Origin of the sequence: Amycolatopsis sp. NPDC057786 (assembly GCF_042797905.1) — a bacterium.
Lineage (GTDB): Bacteria > Actinomycetota > Actinomycetes > Mycobacteriales > Pseudonocardiaceae > Amycolatopsis.
In genome coordinates, this window is record NZ_JBHVKW010000041.1 from 41705 (window position 1) to 62784 (window position 21080).

The 21080-nt window shown below is 69.2% G+C and carries 22 protein-coding genes; 14 read left to right on the forward strand and 8 right to left on the reverse strand.

What is annotated here, in order from left to right; all coding sequences use genetic code 11:
• Window position 1 precedes the first annotated feature (1 nt).
• On the forward strand, window positions 2-1267 hold the full coding sequence (locus ACFVM3_RS21645) for a carboxylesterase/lipase family protein (RefSeq protein WP_378441153.1): 1266 nt from the start codon (window positions 2-4) through the stop codon (window positions 1265-1267).
• 99 nt (window positions 1268-1366) lie between these two features.
• Window positions 1367-2503 carry an FAD-dependent oxidoreductase gene (locus ACFVM3_RS21650; protein WP_378441155.1) on the forward strand — a complete coding sequence of 379 codons (1137 nt, stop codon included), beginning with the start codon at window positions 1367-1369 and terminating at the stop codon, window positions 2501-2503.
• A 1-nt stretch (window position 2504) separates the two neighbouring features.
• Here the strand turns inward: ACFVM3_RS21650 and ACFVM3_RS21655 are convergent, their stop codons facing one another.
• Window positions 2505-3029: a TetR/AcrR family transcriptional regulator gene (locus ACFVM3_RS21655; RefSeq protein ID WP_125673518.1), complete on the reverse strand. Its 525-nt coding sequence runs from the start codon at window positions 3027-3029 to the stop codon at window positions 2505-2507.
• An 89-nt stretch (window positions 3030-3118) separates the two neighbouring features.
• Here ACFVM3_RS21655 and ACFVM3_RS21660 point away from each other — a divergent pair, with 89 nt between their 5' ends.
• The 3 genes from ACFVM3_RS21660 (at window position 3119) to ACFVM3_RS21670 (ending at window position 6377) form a co-directional block, all read left to right on the forward strand.
• A complete protein-coding gene (locus ACFVM3_RS21660) occupies window positions 3119-4468 on the forward strand; it encodes a carotenoid oxygenase family protein (RefSeq protein ID WP_378441157.1) in 1350 nt (449 codons plus the stop codon).
• Between the two features lie 26 nt (window positions 4469-4494).
• Window positions 4495-5439, forward strand: a complete 945-nt coding sequence (sigJ, locus tag ACFVM3_RS21665) for an RNA polymerase sigma factor SigJ (protein WP_378441159.1) — start codon at window positions 4495-4497, stop codon at window positions 5437-5439.
• Between the two features lie 83 nt (window positions 5440-5522).
• Window positions 5523-6377, forward strand: a complete 855-nt coding sequence (locus tag ACFVM3_RS21670) for an NAD(P)H-binding protein (RefSeq protein ID WP_378441161.1) — start codon at window positions 5523-5525, stop codon at window positions 6375-6377.
• Here ACFVM3_RS21670 and ACFVM3_RS21675 read toward each other — a convergent pair.
• A complete protein-coding gene (locus tag ACFVM3_RS21675) occupies window positions 6353-6883 on the reverse strand; it encodes a hypothetical protein (protein WP_378441163.1) in 531 nt (176 codons plus the stop codon). The genes ACFVM3_RS21670 and ACFVM3_RS21675 overlap by 25 nt on opposite strands.
• Before the next feature lie 55 nt (window positions 6884-6938).
• Between ACFVM3_RS21675 and ACFVM3_RS21680 the strand changes: the two genes are divergently transcribed.
• From ACFVM3_RS21680 to ACFVM3_RS21695, 4 genes are all read left to right on the forward strand, one after another.
• Entirely contained in the window at window positions 6939-7190 is a 252-nt protein-coding gene (locus ACFVM3_RS21680; RefSeq protein WP_378441165.1) for a hypothetical protein, read from the forward strand.
• A gap of 93 nt (window positions 7191-7283) precedes the next feature.
• On the forward strand, window positions 7284-7619 hold the full coding sequence (locus ACFVM3_RS21685) for an ArsR/SmtB family transcription factor (RefSeq protein WP_378441167.1): 336 nt from the start codon (window positions 7284-7286) through the stop codon (window positions 7617-7619).
• Window positions 7616-8122: an SRPBCC family protein gene (locus tag ACFVM3_RS21690; RefSeq protein ID WP_378441169.1), complete on the forward strand. Its 507-nt coding sequence runs from the start codon at window positions 7616-7618 to the stop codon at window positions 8120-8122. The genes ACFVM3_RS21685 and ACFVM3_RS21690 overlap by 4 nt, the downstream gene beginning before the upstream one ends.
• Window positions 8119-8529, forward strand: coding sequence for a VOC family protein (locus ACFVM3_RS21695; RefSeq protein ID WP_378441171.1), 411 nt, complete (start codon window positions 8119-8121; stop codon window positions 8527-8529). Before ACFVM3_RS21690 ends, ACFVM3_RS21695 begins: the two co-directional genes overlap by 4 nt.
• Window positions 8530-8532: 3 nt before the next feature.
• On the opposite strand, the gene ACFVM3_RS21700 is transcribed toward ACFVM3_RS21695, so the two are convergent.
• The gene (locus ACFVM3_RS21700; RefSeq protein ID WP_378441173.1) at window positions 8533-9657 is read right to left on the reverse strand and encodes an NlpC/P60 family protein; all 1125 of its coding nucleotides are present in this window, start codon (window positions 9655-9657) and stop codon (window positions 8533-8535) included.
• The gene (locus ACFVM3_RS21705; protein ID WP_378441175.1) at window positions 9657-10616 is read right to left on the reverse strand and encodes a nucleoside hydrolase; all 960 of its coding nucleotides are present in this window, start codon (window positions 10614-10616) and stop codon (window positions 9657-9659) included. Before ACFVM3_RS21705 ends, ACFVM3_RS21700 begins: the two co-directional genes overlap by 1 nt.
• Before the next feature lie 53 nt (window positions 10617-10669).
• Between ACFVM3_RS21705 and ACFVM3_RS21710 the strand changes: the two genes are divergently transcribed.
• Complete coding sequence (locus ACFVM3_RS21710) at window positions 10670-11428, forward strand: acyltransferase (protein WP_007031648.1); 759 nt, start codon at window positions 10670-10672, stop codon at window positions 11426-11428.
• Between the two features lie 52 nt (window positions 11429-11480).
• Here ACFVM3_RS21710 and ACFVM3_RS21715 read toward each other — a convergent pair whose 3' ends face one another.
• Together ACFVM3_RS21715 and ilvA are read right to left on the reverse strand one after the other, a co-directional pair.
• The gene (locus tag ACFVM3_RS21715) at window positions 11481-12047 is read right to left on the reverse strand and encodes an NADAR family protein (RefSeq protein WP_192743038.1); all 567 of its coding nucleotides are present in this window, start codon (window positions 12045-12047) and stop codon (window positions 11481-11483) included.
• A gap of 56 nt (window positions 12048-12103) precedes the next feature.
• Window positions 12104-13360: a threonine ammonia-lyase IlvA gene (gene ilvA / locus ACFVM3_RS21720; RefSeq protein WP_378441177.1), complete on the reverse strand. Its 1257-nt coding sequence runs from the start codon at window positions 13358-13360 to the stop codon at window positions 12104-12106.
• Between the two features lie 100 nt (window positions 13361-13460).
• Between ilvA and ACFVM3_RS21725 the strand changes: the two genes are divergently transcribed.
• Entirely contained in the window at window positions 13461-14645 is a 1185-nt protein-coding gene (locus ACFVM3_RS21725) for a serpin family protein (protein ID WP_378441179.1), read from the forward strand.
• A 2-nt stretch (window positions 14646-14647) separates the two neighbouring features.
• On the opposite strand, the gene ACFVM3_RS21730 is transcribed toward ACFVM3_RS21725, so the two are convergent.
• The gene (locus tag ACFVM3_RS21730) at window positions 14648-15472 is read right to left on the reverse strand and encodes an NAD(P)H-binding protein (RefSeq protein ID WP_378441181.1); all 825 of its coding nucleotides are present in this window, start codon (window positions 15470-15472) and stop codon (window positions 14648-14650) included.
• Window positions 15473-15549: 77 nt separating this feature from the next.
• On the reverse strand, window positions 15550-16977 hold the full coding sequence (locus tag ACFVM3_RS21735; protein WP_378441183.1) for a short-chain fatty acyl-CoA regulator family protein: 1428 nt from the start codon (window positions 16975-16977) through the stop codon (window positions 15550-15552).
• A gap of 228 nt (window positions 16978-17205) precedes the next feature.
• Here ACFVM3_RS21735 and aceA point away from each other — a divergent pair, with 228 nt between their 5' ends.
• The 3 genes from aceA to ACFVM3_RS21750 all read left to right on the forward strand — a co-directional run bounded on the left by aceA (window position 17206) and on the right by ACFVM3_RS21750 (window position 20856).
• Complete coding sequence (gene aceA, locus ACFVM3_RS21740) at window positions 17206-18492, forward strand: isocitrate lyase (RefSeq protein ID WP_072030536.1); 1287 nt, start codon at window positions 17206-17208, stop codon at window positions 18490-18492.
• 102 nt (window positions 18493-18594) lie between these two features.
• Entirely contained in the window at window positions 18595-20199 is a 1605-nt protein-coding gene (aceB, locus tag ACFVM3_RS21745; RefSeq protein ID WP_378441185.1) for a malate synthase A, read from the forward strand.
• Window positions 20200-20724: 525 nt separating this feature from the next.
• Window positions 20725-20856: a hypothetical protein gene (locus ACFVM3_RS21750; RefSeq protein WP_378441187.1), complete on the forward strand. Its 132-nt coding sequence runs from the start codon at window positions 20725-20727 to the stop codon at window positions 20854-20856.
• Window positions 20857-21080 lie beyond the last annotated feature (224 nt).

Below are 21080 nucleotides of genomic sequence, written 5' to 3' on the forward strand. Positions count from 1 at the left end.
CGTGTACGTGCAAACAGAAACCCCGTCCGGTGTCGTGCGCGGCCGACGCGACTCCTCCGGAGAGATCTACCGCGCCATCCCGTACGCGGCGGCGCCGATCGGACCTGGCCGCTTCCTCCCGCCGACGCCACATCCGGGCTGGTCCGGCGTCCGCGACGGCACGCGGCCAGGGCCGACGGCTCCGCAGCCGGTGCGCGACTTCGGCGGGCTCGACATGACCCCGTATTTCGGACCCGGCTGGGTGCGCGGCGACGAGTACCTCACCGTCGACGTCCGGACGCCCGCGGCGGACGGTGGCCGTCGTCCGGTCATGGTGTTCGTGCACGGCGGTGGTTTCGTCACCGGTTCGGCGCGCGCCGCGCTGTACGACGGAAGACCGTTCGCGCGTGACGGCGTCGTACTGGTGACGGTGAACTACCGCCTCGGCGTCCCCGGTTTCCTCGCTCTGGAGGGCGCTCCGCCCAACCGGGGGCTGCTCGACGTGCTCGCGGCGCTCGCCTGGGTGCGGGACACGGTCGCGGTGTTCGGCGGCGATCCGGACAACGTCACCGTCTTCGGGCAATCCGCGGGGGCGACGCTCACCGGCGCGCTGCTCGCGACGCCGGAGGCCAAGGGAACGTTCCGCCGGGCGATCGTCCAGAGCGGCAGCGGAACCGGCGCCTTCACGCCGGAGCAGGCCGCCAGGGTCACCGCGGCGGCCGCTTCGGCGCTCGGAGCCGAGCCCACCGCGCGAGCGTTCGGCGAGATCCCGGACGAGCGGTTCGTGGAGATCCTGCCCGCACTGGCCGGTCTCGATCTGCGGACCGAAATCGCCGAGGACCCGTTGGCCGGGCTGAGCCCGTTCAGCCTCGTGTCGCCGGTCCAGCCCGCCGACGGTCCTCTCGACGGCGACGTCGCGCTCCTCATCGGCACCAACACCGAGGAAGGAAACCTTTACGGCCGACCGGATCTCGGGCGCACCCTGTTCGGCGCCGGTACCGAGCGGCTGGCAACGGCACATTCGCGGATCTCGGGCGGCCGCACCCACCGGTACTCGTTCGGTCATCGCTCGACGGCGTTGGGCGGACGGCTCGGCGCCGCCCACACCGTCGAGTTGCCGTTCGTCTTCGACGTCGCCGGCGAGCCGTGGCTGCACGGGGAAGCGGGTCTGCTCGGGCCCGATCCGGCTCCGGAAGGTCTCGCGGCCAGGATGCACGGCGCGTGGGTCGCCTTCGCGAGGAGCGGTGACCCCGGCTGGTCCGCGGACACCGTCGAATTTTTCGGCTGACAGCGCCTGCCAGCCCGGTGCCAGTGTCGTGTGCGCCGCCTGCCAGCGGCTCGGAGCACGCTCTGGAATGTCATTCCAGAAGCGATTCGAGGGGTCACCATGAACACACCTGTCACGATCATCGGCGCCGGGCTCGGCGGGCTCACCCTGGCGAGGGTCCTGCACGTCCACGGCATCCCGTCCGAGGTCTACGAAGCGGAAGCTTCTCCGACTTCGCGTCTGCAGGGCGGGATGCTCGACATCCACGACTACAACGGCCAGCTCGCCATCGAGGCGGCCGGGCTGATGGACGAGTTCCGCGGCATCGTCCTGGAAGGCCGTCAGGCACTGCGGGTCCTGGAGTCGGACGGGACCGTCCTGTTCCAGCGGGGCGACGACGGCACGGGCGGGCGCCCCGAGGCGCAACGCGGGGATCTGCGGCGGATGCTGCTCGACTCACTCCCCGCGGGCACCGTCCGGTGGGGGCGCAAGGCCGTCGGCGCCCGGACGCTCGGCGACGGCCGTCACGAGGTGACCTTCGACGATGGCACCACCGTCGTCGCGGGGCTCCTGGTCGGCGCGGACGGCGCGTGGTCGCGGATCCGGCCGCTGCTCACCGACGCCGCTCCCGAGTACTCCGGCATGTCGTTCGTCGAGACCTATCTGTACGACTCCGAAACCCGGCACGTCGCCGCGGCCAAGACGGTCGGCGGCGGATCGATGTTCGGGACCGGGCCCACGGCGGGCATGGGGATCAACGCCCACCGGGAAAGCGGCGACACGCTGCACGCCTACGTGGAGCTCACCAAACCGCTGGAGTGGTTCGACGCCATCGACCTCACCGACGCCGAGGCCGCCAAGGCGCGGATCGCGGCGGAGTTCGACGGCTGGTCGCCGGACCTCACCGCGCTGATCACCGAAAGCGACGTCGCGCCGATCCATCGCCCCGCCTTCGCCTTGCCGTCCGGGCTGCGCTGGGAACGCGTTCCCGGCGTGACGTTGCTCGGCGACGCCGCGCATCTCGCGCTGGCGAACGGGGAAGGCGCCAACCTGGCGATGCTCGACGGCGCCGAACTCGCCAAAGCCCTCGCGGCGCGTCCCGGCGACGTCGAGACCGCCATCGCCGAGTACGAGCAGGCCATGTTCGTCCGCTGTGAAACGCCCATGGAGGAGGACTTCCTGCTCGAAAGCCTCTTCGGCGACGACATCCCCGAACGGCTGCTGAACCTGTTCGGGATCGAGGAACGGAAGGCCTGAGTCAGTCCTTGCCGCCGGCGAGGGCCTCCAGTCCGCGGACGATCTTTTCCGCGCCGGGGGCCCGATCCGGCGCGACGAGGTGCTGCATCATCACGCCGACGATGAGGGCGAGCTGGACGGCTCCCGCCGCGTCGGCGTCGGTGGGGGACAGCCGTTCCCCGAGGACCTTGCGGGCTTCGTCCTGGGCATCGGCGAGCCGTTCACGGAGGTCCGGGAAGCGGATGGCCTGCGTCGCGCTTTCCAGGACCGCGGTCCACAGGTCGCGCTGCTCGGCGAAGGAGCCGACAAGGTTCTGCCAGGTGGCGAGGGGCGAAACACCCTCCGGTTCCCGCAGTCGCTCCACCGCTTCGGTGGACAGCTCGATCATGGCCTCGTTCATGAGGGCCTCTTTGGACCCGAAGTGGTACCCGATGGAGCCGAGGTTCGCGCCGGACGCGGCGGTGATGTCCCGCGCGGTGGTGTGCGCGTAGCCGCGTTCGACCAGGCAGCGCTTGGCCCCGTCGAGGAGGTCCTCTCGTTGTCCCATACCGCGATCCTAGCGGCGTGCTGTGACAAGTGTCTTATACAAATGTATTATACAAATGTTCAAGACCTCGCAGCGCAAAGGTAACGACGATGAATCGCTACGTCCTCGGCAACTTCGCCCCGGTCACCGAAGAGATCACCGCCTTCGACCTGCCCGTCAGCGGCAAGATCCCCGACGACCTCGACGGCCGCTACCTGCGCATCGGCCCGAACCCACTGGGTCTGGAAGACGCGTCGGCGCGGATCTGGACCCTCGGGGAGGGCATGGTCCACGGCGTGCGCCTGCGCGACGGCCGCGCCGAGTGGTACCGCAACCGCTGGGTCCGTTCGGCCTCCGTTGCCGATCGGCTCGGGGAACCGCGACGCGGGCAGGTCGCCGACGAGCGCATGGACTTCGCGCCGAACGTCCAGGTCGCGGGCCACGGAGGTCGCCTGTACGCGCTCATCGAAGGAGGGCTCGCCCCGTACGAGCTGACCGACGAGCTCGACACCGTCGGACCGGCTTCCCTCGGTGTCACGGAACAGGGCTTCTCCGCCAACGCGCACAGCAAGTACGACCACGCCACCGGCGAGCTGCACTCGCTGGCCTTCCGCTACGGCGCGGACTTCGTGCAGCACATCGTGATCGGTCCCGACGGGCGCAACCGGAGCGTCACCGACATCAAGGCGCCGACCCTGCCGTACATGCACGACTTCGCGCTCACCGAGCGTTATGTGGTGCTCTACGAGTCCCCGATGGTCTTCGCGCCCGAGCGCCTCGCGACCGGGGTGCCGTTCCACTGGAACCGGGACCTGCCGTCACGGCTGGGCCTGCTGCCGAGAGCGGGCGGGACGGTGCGGTGGTTCGAGACCGCGCCGGTCATGGTCGGCCACACCCTGAACGCCTTCGAAGACAACGGAAACCTGGTGGTCGACGTGGTCGTGCATCCCCGTCCGGTGGACTTCGGCGACGTCGGCGCCTCGAAGCCCGTGCTCGAACGCTGGACCGTGGAGCTCACGGCCGGCCGGATCACGCGCGCGGTGCTGCACGACCGCCCGCAGGACTTCCCGCGCCTGAACGGCCGGTTCGGCGGAAAACCTTACCGCTACGGCTATTCGGCGGCGGCCGAGCTGTACGCCACCCCGAGCGTCACCGAACCGGACCGGCCGGACGAGGGCTTCAGCAGTGCTCTCCTCAAACACGATCTCCTGACCGGGATCACCGAGGCCCACGAGTTCGGCCGTGACGCGAGCGCGGGGGAGACCGTGTTCGTCCCGTCGGCCGGTGCCGCGGCGGAGGACGACGGCTACAACCTGGTCTACGTCCACGACCGCGATCGGGGCGCGGCGGACCTGGTGATCCTCGCGGCACAGGACTTCACCGGCGATCCACTGGCGAAGATCCACCTGCCCGCCCGTGTCCCGCTGGGACTGCACGGCAGCTGGATCCCCGCCGCCTGAGGCATCGCGATGGCTAATCTGGGGCGATGCTGACCGGTGGGCGCGAGGTCGAGGTGTTCGAGGCGGCCCGTGGCCGGTTGGAGGCGATCGCGTATCGCTTGCTGGGGTCGGCGAGCGATGCCGAGGACGCGGTGCAGGACACGTTCCTGCGCTGGCGGTCCGCCGAGCACGGGTCCGTCGAGACGCCCGAGGCGTGGTTGACGAAGGTACTCACCAACCTCTGTCTCAACCGGCTCACCTCGGCGCGGGCCCGGCGGGAAACCTTTGTGGGCCAATGGCTTCCCGAGCCGGTCTTCGCGGGGGACCGGATGCTCGGGCCGTCCGACACCGTCGAGCAACGGGAATCGGTCTCCATCGCGATGCTCACGCTGATGGAGCGGCTCTCGGCCAAGGAGCGCGTCGTGTACGTGCTGCGCGAGGCGTTCGGGTACCCGCATGCCGAGATCGCCGAGGTGCTCGACGTCAGCGAGTCGAACTGTCAGCAGATCTACCGGCGTGCCAAGGGACATCTCGCCGCCGACCGCCGCCGGGTGGAGGTCGACGCGGCCGCGGCCCGCAAGATCGTCGAGGAGTTCCTCGCCGCGGCGCTCAGCGGCCGGACCGACAAGCTGGTGCGGATGCTGGCCGACGACGTGATCAGTGACGGCGAAAGTGGTGGCGCGCTCTTCGCGCTGCCGCGGCCGGTCACCGGGGCGCTGCGGGTGGCGAGGTTCGTGAGCGGGCTTTTCAAGCCGAGCGCGGAGAAATGGTCGTTGATCGGCGGCAAACCAGAGCTGTTCGCGACCGTCGCCAACGGCGCTCCCGCGCTGGTGCTGATGGGCGAGGACCGGGTCGTCGGGGTCGTCTCCTTCGACGTGACCGCCGACGGCATCGCGGGCGTCCACACCCAGGCGAACCCCGCCAAACTCGAGCGCGCGACGCGCCGGTGGGCCGAGTCCGGGCACGGGGAGCAACTCGTCACCGGCTGGTGACCCGGATCACAGCCCGCCGCTGTCAGGTTTCGCGCCACTGTCCGGTTCAGGGAGCGAACATCCCGACGAGCAAGGGAACGATCATGATCCTGATCACCGGAGCGAACGGCGTCGTGGGACGCCAGGTGACGAAACTGCTACTGGACCAGGGCGCCTCCGTCGGCGCGGTCACTCGGGGCGACGGTGCCGGGCTGCCCGGTGGCGCGGAAGTCGTCGCGGGGGACCTGTTCCGCCCCGGCTGGATCGAGACGGCACTGGAAGGTGTCGAAGCGATCCAGATCAGCCCGCGTGCCACCGGCCCTGGCCTCGAAGAACTGCTGAAGCTCGCGGCCGATCGAGGTGTACGGCGAGTGGTGCTCCTGTCGGCCATCACCGTGGGGTACCCGGCCGGGGAAGCCCGTTTCGCCGCACAGTTCCAGCACGCCGAAGACCTTGTCGCGCGCTCGGGTCTGGAGTGGACGGTGCTGCGCCCGGCGGATTTCGCCGCCAACGCGCTGGCATGGGCGCCGCAGATCAAGGCGGGTGACGTGGTGCGCGGCGCGTACGGCCGGGCCGCCACGTCTCCGATCCACGAAACCGACATCGCCGGGGTCGCCGTGCGCGCCCTTCTCGGCGGAGTCCCGGCGGAGTCGGTGTGCACGCTGACCGGTCCGGGATCGGTGGACCAGTACGAAAAGGTGCGGCTCATCGGCGCGGCCATCGACCGGCCACTGTCCTTTCAGGAGCTTCCGCCCGAGCGGGTACGGCAGGGGATGCTCGCGCAGGGACTCCCCGAGGAAGTCCCCGCGCGCCTGCTCGGCTCACTGGCCGACTACAGCGAGCGCCCTGGCCCGACGACCACCACGGTGGAAGAACTCCTCGGCCGTCCGGCGCTCACGTTCGCCGATTGGGCGCGCGACAACGCGGCGGCTTTTCAGGCCCAGCCGATCTTTTCGTAGAACGGTTTGATCCACGCCTTGAACCGCTGTCCGTGAGCCTCCTGAGCAGCGGCCACGACGCCGTCCGGATCATCGGCCGGCGTCAGGTCGCGCTCACGGAGCCACTCGACGAACCGTTCGTGCGCGCCGCTGTGGTCGTCGTCTTCCTCGCGGTAGAAGTACGCCGAGTCGTGGTCGACCGTGATCTCGGCGTCGAAACCCAGCAGCCGCAGGAAATCCGTGAAGTCTCGCGCGACGACGTGCTCGCCGCCCTCGTCGCCGAAGACCACGACGGGCGACTGGGCGAGGTCCGTCTCGTCATCGGCTCGCCAGATCGCGTACGTCGAGCCGCTCCCGTTCGCCTGGGCGAAGGGAATCAGCCGCGAGAGGAACGCGGGGTCGTCCAGTTCGTGGGGGAACCGGCCTTTGTCGTCGTAGCCGGACAGCTCGAAACCGTCGGCGAGGTAGTCGCCGGCCGAGTCGTAGAGGTCCTTGAGTTCGTTCAGGACCGGGATCGGTGAATACACGCGGTCACCCTATGTCAGTGGTTCCGCGCGAGGATGGCGGAGGTTTAATCCCGGTATGGACAACACGCCGCTCGTTCGGGCGATCGTCGAGGCCCTGATGTTCCTCGAACACGCCGAGGACGACGAGATCGACCCGGACACGGCCGTGCGCGGTCTCGAGGTGATCAGTCATGAGCTGGACGCCTTGAGCCAGGCCGACCGGGCGGAGTTCCGGCTGGTTCTGGAGCGGATCGCGGAGACGTCGGAAGAGAGCGGATACGCACGACAGGCTCGCGAGGTGCCGTTCATGCTTTGGGGCGAGCAATGACCACACGGCCGGGTCCCAGCGTTCGCGATCTTGACAGAACCCGGACTCCGGCCTTATAAAACCTCTAGGTTATCGAACCGAGAGGTTATCTAAATGGTTGCAAGCGACACGCTGGACGCGACGTTCGCGGCCTTGGCCGACCCCACCCGGCGCGCGATCCTTGCCCGGCTCGCGACCGGTGATGCCACGGTCACCGAGCTGGCCGCGCCCTTCGCGATGAGCCAGCCGGCCGTCTCCAAACACCTGCGGGTCCTTGAACGGGCCGGCTTGGTCAGCCGCGGTCGCGACGCGCAACGCCGTCCGTGCCGGCTGGTGGCCGAACCGCTCAAGACGGCCACGGACTGGCTGGCCGACTACCGCGACTACTGGGAAACGAGCTACCAGCGACTGGACGCCCTGCTGGACGACCTGCAGGACGGCGAAACGTGACCTCCCCACACCCCGGCCTCGGGCTGCGGGTCGTCGCTTCCGGGACCACCGATCTCGTCCTCACCCGCACCTTCGCCGCTCCCGCGCGGCTGGTCTTCGCCGCGCTCACCCAACCGGAACTGCTCCGGCGCTGGCACGGCGCCCGCGGCTGGCGGCTCACCGTCTGTGAGGTCGACCCGCGCCCCGGCGGTGCCTGGCGGTTCGTCTCCACCGGCCCGGCGGGCGCCGAGATGGAACTCCACGGGCTGTTCCGCGAAGTCGTGCCGCCGGTGCGCCTGGTGCAGACCGAGCTACACCGTGACTGGGCCGACGGTGAGGCACTGGTCAGCACCGTTCTGGACGAGACGGACGGACGCACCACCATGACCGTCACCGCGCGATATGCCTCGTCCGAGATCCGCGACGCGGTCGTGCGCAGCCCGATGGAACGCGGCGCCGGCGAAGGATACGACCGTCTTGCCGCCCTTCTCGCCACTCTCATCCACGAAAGGCGCCATCCATGACCGAGAATTCCGGCAACCCACCCGTGCCGCCCGGCAAGCTGTTGCTGGAACTGGTGCCGGTGCCGGTCACCGACATCGAACGGGCCAAAACCTTCTACCGGGACCAGCTCGGGTTCCGCCTCGACGTCGACGTCAACCCGAAGCCCGGTGTCCGCATCGTCCAGCTCACCCCACCCGGTTCGGCATGTTCGATCACCCTCGCCGAAGGTCTCCCCACCCTCGACATGCCTCCGGGAACCCTGCGCGGTCTGCACCTGGTGGTCGCCGACATCGAGGCGTCCCGCGCCGAACTCGTCGAACGCGGCGTCGAGGTCAGCGAGGTCGAGGACCTCGGCGGAGTGTTCTACGCGTACTTCGCCGACCCCGACGGCAATACCTGGTGCCTCCAGCACATGCCCTGGCGTTAGGGCCTAAGCCGTCGGACGGCCCGCTCCGGCGTAGTCGTCGCCCTGTTTCCGGTAGGTGTGCACCTGCACCGCCTGTCCGGTCTGCGGGGCGTCGATCATCTGCTGGTTCCCGATGTACAGCCCGACGTGGTGGATCTTCGTGTTCGGCTCGCCGTAGAAGATCAAGTCGCCAAGCTGGGGATCGGTCACCTTGTTCACGCTGTGGTACTGCGTGTGGGCGGTGCGCATGAGCTTGACGCCGGCACTCGCGTACGCGGCCGTCGTGAGGCCGGAGCAGTCGAAACCAGGGTCGCTGCCACCGGTGCCGTTGCCGCCCCAGACGTAGGGCAGCCCGATCTTGTCGATGGCGAAGTTGACCGCGCTCAAGGCCGCCGCGTTCGGCGGCTGCGGGCTCTGGCCGACCGTGCCGTAGACGTTCACCGTCGCGAGCGTGCGGTGCATCAGCAACGGCGCGGGCTGCAACGTGCTCACCGCGTTCCACCACGTCTGGCCCTGGCCGAGGTCGCGGCCGCCCGCGCACAGCGCCCGTCCGGCGGTGAGCGTGGCGTCGTCGATGTTCTGCGGGTCGGGTTTCCCGCCGGTGGCCGAGGCCTGGAACCGGTCCCATACCGACGGCGTCAGCTGCAGCGGGCCGCTGGCGTTCGCGGACGAGACGACCTTGTTGTAGAAGTCGCGGACCTCGACCGCGCCGAGCGGCTTGGTCATCACGCCGTCGGCGTTCAGGCCGGAACCGGCGGCGCGGCCGTGATCGGAGGCGATCTTCCCGAGCGCGGCCAGCGTCACCCAGGAAAGACGGCACCCCGGCGTTTCCTTGCTCAGCGCGACGGTGGTCTTCGCGTAGCCGGTCATCGCGCGCAGCGGGATGTCGAGCCAGCCGCTGGTCTTCGACACCCAGGCGTCGAACTCCTGCCCCATCCGCTGCGGGACCTTCGGCTGTTCCTTCGGCATTTCCGCCGGGGCGGACGACGACGGCGGCGCGGGCGGGGCCGAGGACTGAACGGCGGCGGCCTCGGTCTTCGGCTGTTCCTTCGGCGCGAAGGTGATGGCGGCGACCAGGGCGGCGCCCGCGACGACGACGGCGGCGATGATCACCGGAAGTCTGCGGCGGCGCGAGGTTTCCTGTTCCATCACCGGCCACCGATGATCCGGCCGAGGACGAACTCGCGGAAGGCGTCGACGTCGGTGGTCAGCGCGACGTCGATGGTGCGGCCCGGGACGGCCTGCGGATCGGTGCTTCGCAGCCTTCGCCGGTCTACCAGTGTCGCGCCGCGCGCGGGGCCGAAGCCGCACTCGACGTCCACGGGGTACGACTCGAGGTCGAGGATGCCCGGCTGGATCGCTTCGGCCACCGCGACCGCGTCGTGCATGACCATCCCCGGCATACCGAGGATCGGGGTGTAGTGCTTCACGTACGTCGGGGTCAGCGCTTCGAGCGCCGCGCCGAGCGGGCCGGACGCGGCGAGTTTGCCGAGCCAATCCGTGTCGACCGAACACTGGTGCGTGATGTCCAGCGGGACCAGCACCGTCGGGATGTCCTCGTCGACCAGCACCCGGCGAGCGGCCTCGGGGTCGCTCCAGATGTTGAACTCGGCCGCGGTGGTGGAGTTCCCCTTGGTCACCCCGCCGCCCATGACGACGATCCGCCCGATCTTTTCGCGGATGTCCGGATGGGCCGCCAGCAGCAGCGCGATATTCGTCAGCGGGCCGATCGGGGCGATGGTCACCGGCTCGTCGGCGGCTTCCAGCAGATCCACCAGCAGCCGGACGGCGCCGCGTTCGTCGAGCGGGCGCTTCGCTTCCGGCAGCGTCCCGGCGTGGCCGGACAGGCCGTCCTGGCCGTGGACGTACCCGGCGGGCTTGGCGTTGTCGTACACCAGCGGCCGCGCGGCGCCGGCGGCGACCGGCACGTCGTCGCGGCCGAAAAGCCGCAGCAGACGGCGGGCGTTGGCGGTGGTGTGGCTCAGCGGGACATTGCCGAACACCGTGGTCACGCCGAGGAGTTCGACGTCCTCCGATTGCGTGGCCAGTGCCAGCGCGAAGGCGTCGTCGACCCCCGGGTCGGTGTCGATGATCAGCTTGGTGCCCATGCGCGTGCTCCCCTTTGCGGTCGACGGCCTGAACACAGGTTACGGTCACCGGTATGACGTCCATGTGGGGTGCGCCCGCGCTGTCGCGGCTCCGCGCTTGGGGCCAGGCCCGTCGTGATCCGCGTCAGGCGAAGTTCCTGACCAAGGATTCGCTGCGGTGGGTGCTGCGAAACCGCGCGTACACGCCTTGGTACCTGGTCCGCTACTGGCGGCTGCTGAAGTTCCGGATCGCGAACCCGCACATCATCCTGCGGGGGATGGTGTTCCTCGGCAAGGACGTCGAGATCCACTGCCGCCCCGGCTACGGTCGGCTGGAGATCGGCCGCTGGGTGCATATCGGCGACGGCAACGCGATCCGTTGCCACGAGGGTTCGCTGCGCATCGGCGACAAGGCGGTGTTCGGGCGGCAGAACGTCCTCAACGGCTACCTCGACATCGAACTCGGCGCGGCCACGCTCGTCGCGGACTGGGTGTACATCTGCGACTTCGACCACGTCACCACCGACATCACCGTCCCGATCAAGGACCAGGGCATCGTGAAATCGCCGGTGCGGATCGGGCCGGACACCTGGATCGGCACCAAGGTCTCCGTGCTCAAGGGCACCAGGGTCGGCCGCGGCTGCGTCCTCGGCGCGCACGCCGTGGTGCGGGGCGAGATCCCGGACTACTCGATCGCCGTCGGTTCGCCGGCGCGCGTGGTGCGGAACCGGCAGGACGACTACGCCGCCGACGCCGCCCGCCGCGAAGCCGTCGCCGACATGGCGCGCAAGGCGAACAAGGCACTGCAGAAAACCCTGGGCGTCGACTCGTAACTCGCGTGATCGAAGGCGTAACTCGCGTGATCAGAGGCGTAACTCACGAGTTCTAGCCGCGCAGCTGTTCGCGGACCTCCATGAGCGCGAAGCCCAGGAGGTTCTGCCCGCGCCAGTAGTCGGGGCGGGTGGCGTTCTTGTCTTCGCGGGCGAGGCCGCTGCCCCAGACCAGGTCCATCCTGGACGCCTCGACGATCACCTTGTCGCCCGTGGAAAGCAGGAACTCGCGCTCTTCGGCGTGCTGGCGGAACTTCTCGAGGTTGCCGTCGATGACGATGTCGAAGCGGTGCCGCTCCCAGACCTCGGCGTCGAAACCGGTGACCTCGCGGCCGAGGATCTTGGCGGTCTTGGGGTCCGGCGCCTGACGGATGTTCGCCGCGGCCTCGTGATCGCCGAACAGTTCCGCCTTGCTCGCCATCATGTAGTGCTCGGCCGTCGGGTACCGTTCGCCGCCCGCGACGAACGGCGCGAGCCACCACTGGCTCAGGCAGGCCGCGTTGATCCGGCCGCTTTTGAGCGGGGTGTGGCCGTAGAAGAGCTGGTACTCGGGCTCCGCGCCGCTGTGGACCAGCTCGCGCAACGCATCGAGACTCCGGACTCCGTCGACCTTGCTCACCATGGCGACCAGTGGACCACAGACCACCGACAACTCCGGCAGGGGCCCACCGCCGAGGTTCAGACCAGGAAATGGAACAGCGGGCTTCCCGGCTCCACCCGCTCCACCTGCAGCGGGCTCGTCTCCAACCGGTGCAGCAGGCCTTCGAGGTCACCCGGCCGCGCGAGTTCGACGCCGATCAGCGCCGGACCGGTCTCGCGGCTGTTGCGTTTCACGTACTCGAACCGCGTGATGTCGTCGTCCGGCCCGAGGACCTCGTCGAGGAACCGCCGCAGCGCGCCGGGCTCCTGCGGGAAGCCCACCAGGAAGTAGTGCTTCAGTCCTTCGTGGATCAGCGACCGTTCGAGCACTTCCCCGTAGCGGCTGACGTCGTTGTTGCCGCCGGAGACGACGCACACCACGATCTGCCCGGGATCGATCTTCACCGTCGTGCCCAGCGCGGCGGTCGCGAGGGCGCCCGCGGGTTCGGCGATCACGCCGTCGGACTGGTACATCGCGAGCATTTCCGTGCAGATCGCGCCCTCGGCGACGTCGGTGAGCTCGACCCCGCCGTCCCGGACCAGCGGATACGTCACCGCTCCGGCCTGCGCTACCGCCGCGCCGTCCACGAAGGTGTCGACACTCGCGAGCCGCACCGGCTCACCGGCCGCCAGCGCGGCCGCCATGCAGGCCGCGCCCGCAGGCTCGACGCCGACGATCCGCATCTCCGGCGCCCGTTCCGCGGCCCACGCGGCGATCCCCGCGAGCAGACCGCCCCCGCCGACCGGCACCACCATCACGTCCGGGATGAACCCGAGCTGCGCGACGACCTCCATCGCGACCGTGCCCTGACCGGCGACCGTCTCCGGCGCGTCGAACGCGGGGACCAGCGTCGCGCCGGTCGTCTCGGCGTCGTGCTTCGCGGCGCTGAAGGCGTCTTCGTAGGTCTCGCCGACGACGATGACTTCGATATGCGAGCCGCCCAGCGTCGCGATCCGCTCGCGCTTCTGCCGGGGAGTCGTGCCGGGAACGTAGACGCGGCCGTTCGCGCCGAGTCGTCGGCACGCGTACGCGACGCCCTGCGCGTGATTGCCCGCGCTCGCGCAGACGACGCCGCGCTCACGGTGCTCCGCGTCGAGCTGGACGATGAAGTTGTACGCGCCGCGGATCTTGTACGAGCGCACGGTCTGCAGGTCTTCGCGTTTGAGCCAGACCCGGGCGTCGACCCGCGCCGAGAGCCGCTCGTTCGGTTCGAGCGGCGTGCGGGTCACCACCCCGGCCAATCGCTTGGCGGCCTCTTCGACCGTTCGGGCGCTCACCGTTTCGATCCCTTGCACGAATGCTGAATGTACTGACCGGCCACGGCCACGACGGAGAGACGTCCGCATTCCGGTGGTCCGGTGCAACCGAACCGGGCACGGAGACCGTCTCCCGGTCATGACTCGGTGCTTCGTGCTCGGCCTCGTCGTGCTGCTCACGGCCTGCGGTGCGGAACCCGACCGTGAAGAACCTCCAGCGCCGCTGCCCGTCACCCAGCAGGTGACGTCCGGCACGGCCGCGGCGGTCGAGGCGGCCGACGCCTTCGGGCTCGACCTGCTCACCGCGCCGGCACTGGCGAGCGAAAAGAACCTGGTGCTGTCACCGGCGAGTGTCTCCACCGCGCTGCAGATGGTCGGCGCGGGCGCGAAAGGCGACACCGCCGCGCAGATCCGGAAGGTGCTGCGGCTTTCCGGAGACGTGCCTCTCGCCTCGCCGGTCTCCGGTCACGAGGATCTGAAGGTGTCGAACACCGCCTGGATCCAGCGCGGGCTCGGGATCAAGCCCGGGTACCTGGACGTGCTGCGCTCGCGGTTCGGTACGGCGACGAGCGACGAGGACTTCGTCGCCGACCCCGGCGGCGCTCGTGCGCGCATCAACCGGACGGTGGCGGACCAGACCGAGGGGAGGATCCCCGACCTCTTCCCGGAGACGGCGATCACCGCCGACACGAGGCTCGTCCTCGCGAACGCCCTGTACCTGAAAGTGCCCTGGGCACGGGAGTTCCCCCGCGACCGGACGGTGGACGGGCCGTTCACCCGAGCCGACGGGGCGACGGTGACCGTGCCGATGATGCGCACCGAGCCGGAGGTTCAGCTGGGCTACGCCGAAGGGCCGGGCTATCAGGCGGTCACGCTGCCCTACCGTGGCGGACGGCTGGCCTTCACGGTGATCGTGCCGGCCGCGATCGACGCCTTGCGCGGCAAGGGGATCGCCGCGCTGCTCGGCGAGATCCGGCCGTCCACCGTGGAACTGGCCATGCCCAGGTTCACCGTCAGGTCCGCGCTGGACCTGACGGCGCCGCTCAAGGAGGCGGGCATGCCCGCCGCGTTCGGGCCCGGCGCCGACTTCAGCGGTATCACCGACGAAGCCCGGCTACGGATCGCTTCGGTGCAGCACAAGACCTTCGTCCAGGTCGACGAGGAGGGCATCGAAGCCGCGGCCGCCACGGGGGTCGAGGCCCGCGCCGTGTCCGCGCAGCTGCCGCACACCGTGACCGTCGATCGCCCGTTCCTCTTCGTCATCACCGACACGGCCACCGGGGCGCCGCTGTTCCTCGGCCGGGTCGGCGACCCGGCGGCGTGACCTCAGCGGAACGCGGAAAGATGCGCCCGCGCCCAGGTCGCGAACGGCCGCGGCGCCCGTCCGGTGAGGTCCTGGACGGCACCCGTGACCGCCGAGTCGTCGAACTCGCCCTCGGCGAAGAAGCGGAAGAAGGCATCGACGTACTTCTCCGGCATCTCCGCGCTCATCGTCACGCGGGCCTCGGCGTCCGAAAGCGGTTCGAGGCGCAGCTCCCGTCCGAGCAGTTCACTCAGGACACGGAGCCGGTCGGCGGGCCGGAGCGAACCCGGTCCGGTGATGGCGTACGCGAGCCCCTCGTGTCCCGGCGTGGTCAGCGACTCCGCGGCGACGGCGGCGATGTCGTACGGGTCGATCGTCGCCACCGGGACGTTCGCGAACGGCTCGCGGACGACGTCCCCGGCACGAAGCTGCGGGACCCACTGCAGCGAATTCGACATGAACCCGCTCGGCCGCAGGAAGGTCCACGCCAGCTTCGAAGCGCGCACCGCCGCCTCGGCCGCCATGTGCGTCCCCGCGACGGCGTTGTCCGCGTGCCCGCCGACGACCGAACGGGACGACAGCAGCGTGACCTGCTCGACGCCCGCGTCCCGCATCACCGCCAGCGCGCCCGGCATGTCCTCGTAGCCGCCGAGCAGGAAGACCGCCCGGACACCCTCCAGCGCGGGTTTGAGGCTCGACGGCTCGTTGAGATCTCCCGTAACTCCTTCGACGCCTTCCGGCAACGGCCGCGGCGTCCGGACCAGCGCTCTGACGGGATGCCCGCCACGCGCAAGAATCGAGGTCAGTTCCGAGCCGACGTTGCCGCCTGCCCCGGTCACCAAGATCATGCTTTCTCCCCAGTGCGGTGGCCGCCGTCACAGGCCGCGGCCGTCGCCGGTCACCCTGCCAGGGAGATCAGGGCGGCTCAAGGCGCCTTGGGCACCGCCGGGTACGGGACGAAGGTGCTGGTGTTCTCGTCGACGGTCAGCTGTTTGCCGATCGTCGGGAACGCGCGCTGCGAGCAGGCCGGACGTTCGCAGACTTTGCAACCCATGCCGATCGGGGTCGCCGCGGCGCGGTCGTCGAGGTCGAGCCCGGTCGAGTAGATCAGCCGTTTCGCGTGCCGCAGTTCGCAGCCGAGGCCGACGGTGAACGTCTTGCCGGGGCTGCCGTAGCCGCCGATGTTGCGGGACACCGTCCGCGCGACCCAGAAGTAGCTCTTGCCGTCGGGCAGGGTCGCGATCTGCGTGAGGATCTTGCCGGGCTGGGCGAACGCCTCGTAGATGTTCCACAGTGGACACGCGCCGCCGACGCGGGAGAAGTGGAAACCCGCGGCGGACTGGCGTTTCGACATGTTCCCCGCCCGGTCGACCCGCACGAACGAGAACGGCACGCCGCGGTTCTTCGGGCGCTGCAACGTCGAGAGCCGGTGGCAGACCGTCTCGAAGCCGACGCCGAAGTGGTCGCAGAGCCGCTCGATGTCGTAGCGGAAGCGTTCCGCGCTCGCCAGGAACGGTCCATAGGGGAGGATCAGCGCGCCCGCGAAGTAGTTCGCGAGCCCGACGCGGGCCAGCGAACGCGCGGCTGGCCCGGAGAAGGCCCACGAGTCGGCGAGTTCGGTGATCAGGTCGTCGTATTCGAGCAGCGCGATCTGCGAGGCCATCCGGAACGCCTGCTGCCCGACGCGCAGGCTCGGCGCCAGCCGCAGCACTCGCGGCCCCGGTTCGTAGCGGTGCTGTTCGCCGTTGGTCTCGTCGATGCCTTCGTTCGTGACGTCGACGCCGTAGCGCTGGATCAGCGTCTCCTTCAGCGCCGCGAGCACCTGGCCACGCTGAAGGGGGATGTCGTGCGCCATCCGTTCGGCGCGTTCGTCCAGCTCGGCGACGTAGTTCTCCCGCTCGTAGAAGAAGTCGCGTACCTCTTCGTGCGGCAGCGAGCCTGCCGCGCTGCCGTGCATGCCCAGCCCGTTTTCCGTGGTCAGCGCGGCGGTGTTCTCCACGGCGTTGCGGTAGCTGCGGTGCAGTTTGACCAGGGCCTGGGCGATCGTCGGCAGATTCGTGGCGAGGTCGTTGAGCTCGCTGTTCGTGACGTCCACGCCGAGGACCTCGTCGAGCAGCGCTTCCTTCACGTCCGCGACGAGGCGTGCGGTGTCGTTGTTCGCGAAGAACTCGGTGTCCACACCGAACGCCTGCGTGATGCGAAGGAGCACCGGGACGGTCAGCGGACGCGAGTTGTGCTCGATCTGGTTGAGGTAACTGGGTGAGATCTCCAGCACACGAGCGAGGTCGGCCTGGCTCATCGACCGGCTTTCGCGCAGATGCCGCAGCTTCGCTCCGGCGAAGGTTTTGTCCACTGAGGCCTCTCTGTCCGCAAGGTTTCCGGGCCTGAACGATTCAGTGAACGGTCAAGCCCGTGGATTTTGCCTCTGGTTGCGAATCTGCGATTCGCAACCTTTGCAAGATGCTACGGAAGCTTCGCAGAAATTGGCAAATTGGCGCTCTGGATCGGATTTCCCCAGTCATGTCAGGGTCTTGGCAGGAAAGGCGATCACTCGCAAACTTCGCAACACCGGGAGAATCCGATGACTCAGCACGCGCAGCAGCTGGAGCAGGCGGCCGCCGAACTGGCCAAGCAGTGGGAGACCGACCCCCGCTGGGCGGGCGTGAAGCGTTCGTACTCCGCGGCTGACGTGGTCAAGCTGCGCGGCAGCGTGGTCGAGGAGCACACGCTCGCTCGCCGCGGCGCCGAGAAGCTGTGGGACCTCCTGCACAACGAGGACTACGTCCACTCGCTGGGCGCCCTGACCGGTAACCAGGCGGTGCAGCAGGTCCGCGCCGGCCTCAAGGCCATCTACCTGTCGGGCTGGCAGGTCGCCGCCGACGCCAACCTCTCCGGCCAGACCTACCCGGACCAGAGCCTCTACCCGGCCAACTCGGTGCCCGCCGTCGTCCGCCGCATCAACAACGCGCTGGGCCGCGCCGACCAGATCAACTGGGCCGAGGGCAACACCGACATCGACTGGTACGCCCCGATCGTCGCCGACGCCGAGGCCGGCTTCGGTGGCCCGCTCAACGCCTTCGAGCTGATGAAGGGCATGATCGCGGCCGGTGCCGCGGGTGTGCACTGGGAGGACCAGCTCGCTTCCGAGAAGAAGTGTGGTCACCTCGGCGGCAAGGTGCTGATCCCGACCAAGCAGCACGAGCGCACGCTGAACGCCGCCCGCCTCGCCGCGGACGTGCTGAACGTGCCGTCGCTGATCGTCGCCCGCACCGACGCGCAGGCCGCCACGCTGATCACCAGCGACGTCGACGAGCGTGACCGCAAGTACGTCACCGGCGAGCGCACCGCCGAGGGCTTCTACAACGTCACCAACGGCATCGACCCCTGCATCGACCGCGGTCTGGCCTACGCCGAGTACGCCGACCTGCTGTGGATGGAGACCTCCAAGCCGGACCTCGAGGTCGCCCGCCAGTTCGCCGAGGCGATCAAGGCCAAGTACCCGGACCAGATGCTGGCCTACAACTGCTCGCCGTCGTTCAACTGGAAGAAGCACCTGGACGACGCGACGATCGCGAAGTTCCAGCGCGAGCTCGGCCACATGGGCTACAAGTTCCAGTTCATCACGCTGGCAGGCTTCCACGCCTTGAACTACTCGATGTTCGACCTGGCGCACGGTTACGCCCGCGAGGGCATGACCGCCTACGTCGACCTGCAGGAGCGCGAGTTCGCTTCGGAGGACCGCGGTTACACCGCCACGAAGCACCAGCGCGAGGTCGGCACCGGCTGGTTCGACAACGTCGCGACCGCGCTGAACCCGGAGAGCTCGACCACCGCGCTCGCCGGCTCCACCGAGGCCGAGCAGTTCTGATCTCCCGCAATTAGGTGCCAGGTGGCGGTCTCTCGACTCCCAGGGGAGACCGCCACCGCCCTTCCCCTTCTAGCTCTCGCGAAGCCCCAGCGGAGGCACACCATGGTTGAGAAGCTGAACTACCGGATCGACGTCTGCGGACCTGCCGGTGACCGGTTCGACGAGATCCTCACCCCGGCCGCACTGGACTTCGTGGCCAAACTGGACAACGCGTTCGCCGGCCGCCGCCGCGAGCTGCTCGACGCCCGCCGTCTGCGCCGCGAGAAGCTCCAGTCCGGTGAGGAGCCGCTGGGCTTCCTGCCCGAGACGCGCGCCGTCCGCGACGACAGCAGCTGGTCGGTCGCCCCGGCGGCGCCCGGTCTCGAAGACCGCCGCGTCGAGATCACCGGCCCGACCGACCGCAAGATGACGGTCAACGCGCTGAACTCCGGCGCGAAGGTCTGGCTCGCCGACTTCGAGGACGCGACCTCGCCGACCTGGCACAACGTCATCGACGGTCAGATCAACCTGTACGACGCGATCCGCCGCAACATCGACTTCACCACCGAGGCGGGCAAGCGCTACACGATCGGCGACGAGCCCGCGACGATCGTCGCCCGCCCTCGCGGCTGGCACCTGGTGGAGAAGCACATCCGTATCGACGGCCGTCCGGTCTCGGCGAGCCTGGTCGACTTCGGCCTCTACTTCTTCCACAACGCGCGCCAGCTGCTGGCCCGCGGGAGCGGCCCGTACTTCTACCTGCCGAAGCTCGAGAACCACCTCGAAGCGCGGCTGTGGAACGACGTCTTCCTGCTGGCGCAACGGGAACTCGGCATCCCGCGCGGTTCCGTCCGTGCCACCGTGCTGATCGAGACGATCACCGCCGCGTTCGAGATGGAGGAGATCCTCTACGAACTGCGCGAGCACGTCTCCGGGCTGAACGCCGGCCGCTGGGACTACATCTTCAGCGTCATCAAGAACTTCTCCGCGCACGGCGCGGACTTCGTGCTGCCGGACCGCGCGCAGGTGACGATGACCGTCCCGTTCATGCGGGCCTACACCGAACTGCTGGTGCGCACCTGCCACAAGCGCGGGGCGCACGCCATCGGCGGGATGGCCGCGTTCATCCCGAGCAAGGACCCGGAGATCAACGCGACCGCGCTCGAGAAGGTCCGCCAGGACAAGGAACGCGAGGCGAACGACGGTTTCGACGGCTCGTGGGTCGCGCACCCCGGCCTCGTCCCGGTCTGCCGCGAGGTGTTCGACGAGGTGCTCGGCGGCTGGCCCAACCAGCTCGGCAAGCTCCGTGAGGACGTCGTCGTCACCGCCGAGGACCTGCTCGACGTCGCCAGCGCCGGCGGCGAGGTCACCGAAGCGGGTGTCCGCGCCAACATCAACGTCGCGCTGCGCTACATCGACGCGTGGCTGCGCGGCACGGGCGCGGCGGCGATCCACAACCTGATGGAGGACGCCGCCACCGCCGAGATCGCCCGCTGCCAGGTGTGGCAGTGGATCCGCAACGGCACGAAGCTCGAAGACGGCATCGCGCTCACCCGCGAGCTGGCGGTGTCCTATTTGGACGAAGAGCTGGCGTCGGTGCGGTCGGAACTGGGCGAGGGCAACCGGCTCGGCGACGCCTACGAGATCTTCACCGAGACCGCGCTGGGCGAGAAGCTGCCGAGCTTCCTCACCACCGGCGCGTACGCGCGATACCTGACCGCGCGGTGACGCAGGCTCCGGCCGCCTCTACCTGACGCGGGGCGGCCGGGTTCCACACCGGTTTGGGACGGTGTGGCCCAACGGGTCCGGTGGCGGCGGCTCCCCGCCACCGGACCCGCTTCACGCGCGCGCCCCTCCGGTAGCGCTGTCGGGCGTGCGCCCGTCGCGGAGGCCCCGTCCTCACCACACCACCGTGGACGGGGCCTTCGTGGCATTTTTCGGCCGAACTCGCGTGCTTGGAGGCGTAACTCGCGTGCTCGAAGGCGTAACTCGCGTGCTCGAAGGCGTAACTCGCGTGCTCGAAGGCGTAACTCGCGTGCTTGGAGGCGTAACACGCGTGCTTGGAGGCGTAACACGATGATCCGGCGGGAAACACGCGAGTTACGGCTCTGATCACACTCACGGGGCCGGACGAATCGGTCACGGACCGCGATTAGGTAGGGGTACGTAGTGATACCCCCGTTGTTTCGGCGGCGGGTCGCGCGGATGCTCGGCGCCGGGTGGGAATTCCGCCCGTTTCTCCGAGGAGTCACCATGAAGAAGCAGTTGAGGACCCTCTTGGCCGCGACCTTCGCCGTCCTCGCCGTCGCCCTCGCCGCCCCGGCGGTGTCCGCTTCGGCCGAGATCTCGGCTCAGCCGGACTGTGTGCGGCCCTGCCACTTCTGATCTTCGTCACCTAGAGCAGCCCCGGGGGTCGCGCCCCTCGCGACCCGCGACACTCGTGGAGGGGGATCCGGGTCCCCCGACGTCCCGGATTCCCCTCCGCCCCTGCCTTCCCGCGGCGGCGCGCATGTCGCGAAAGCCACAGTGATGATGATGTGTGTGGATGGAGTTCTGGCGGGGTCTGGCTCGGAAAGCCACTGACGCCCTGGTTGGGGTTGTCTTGCGAA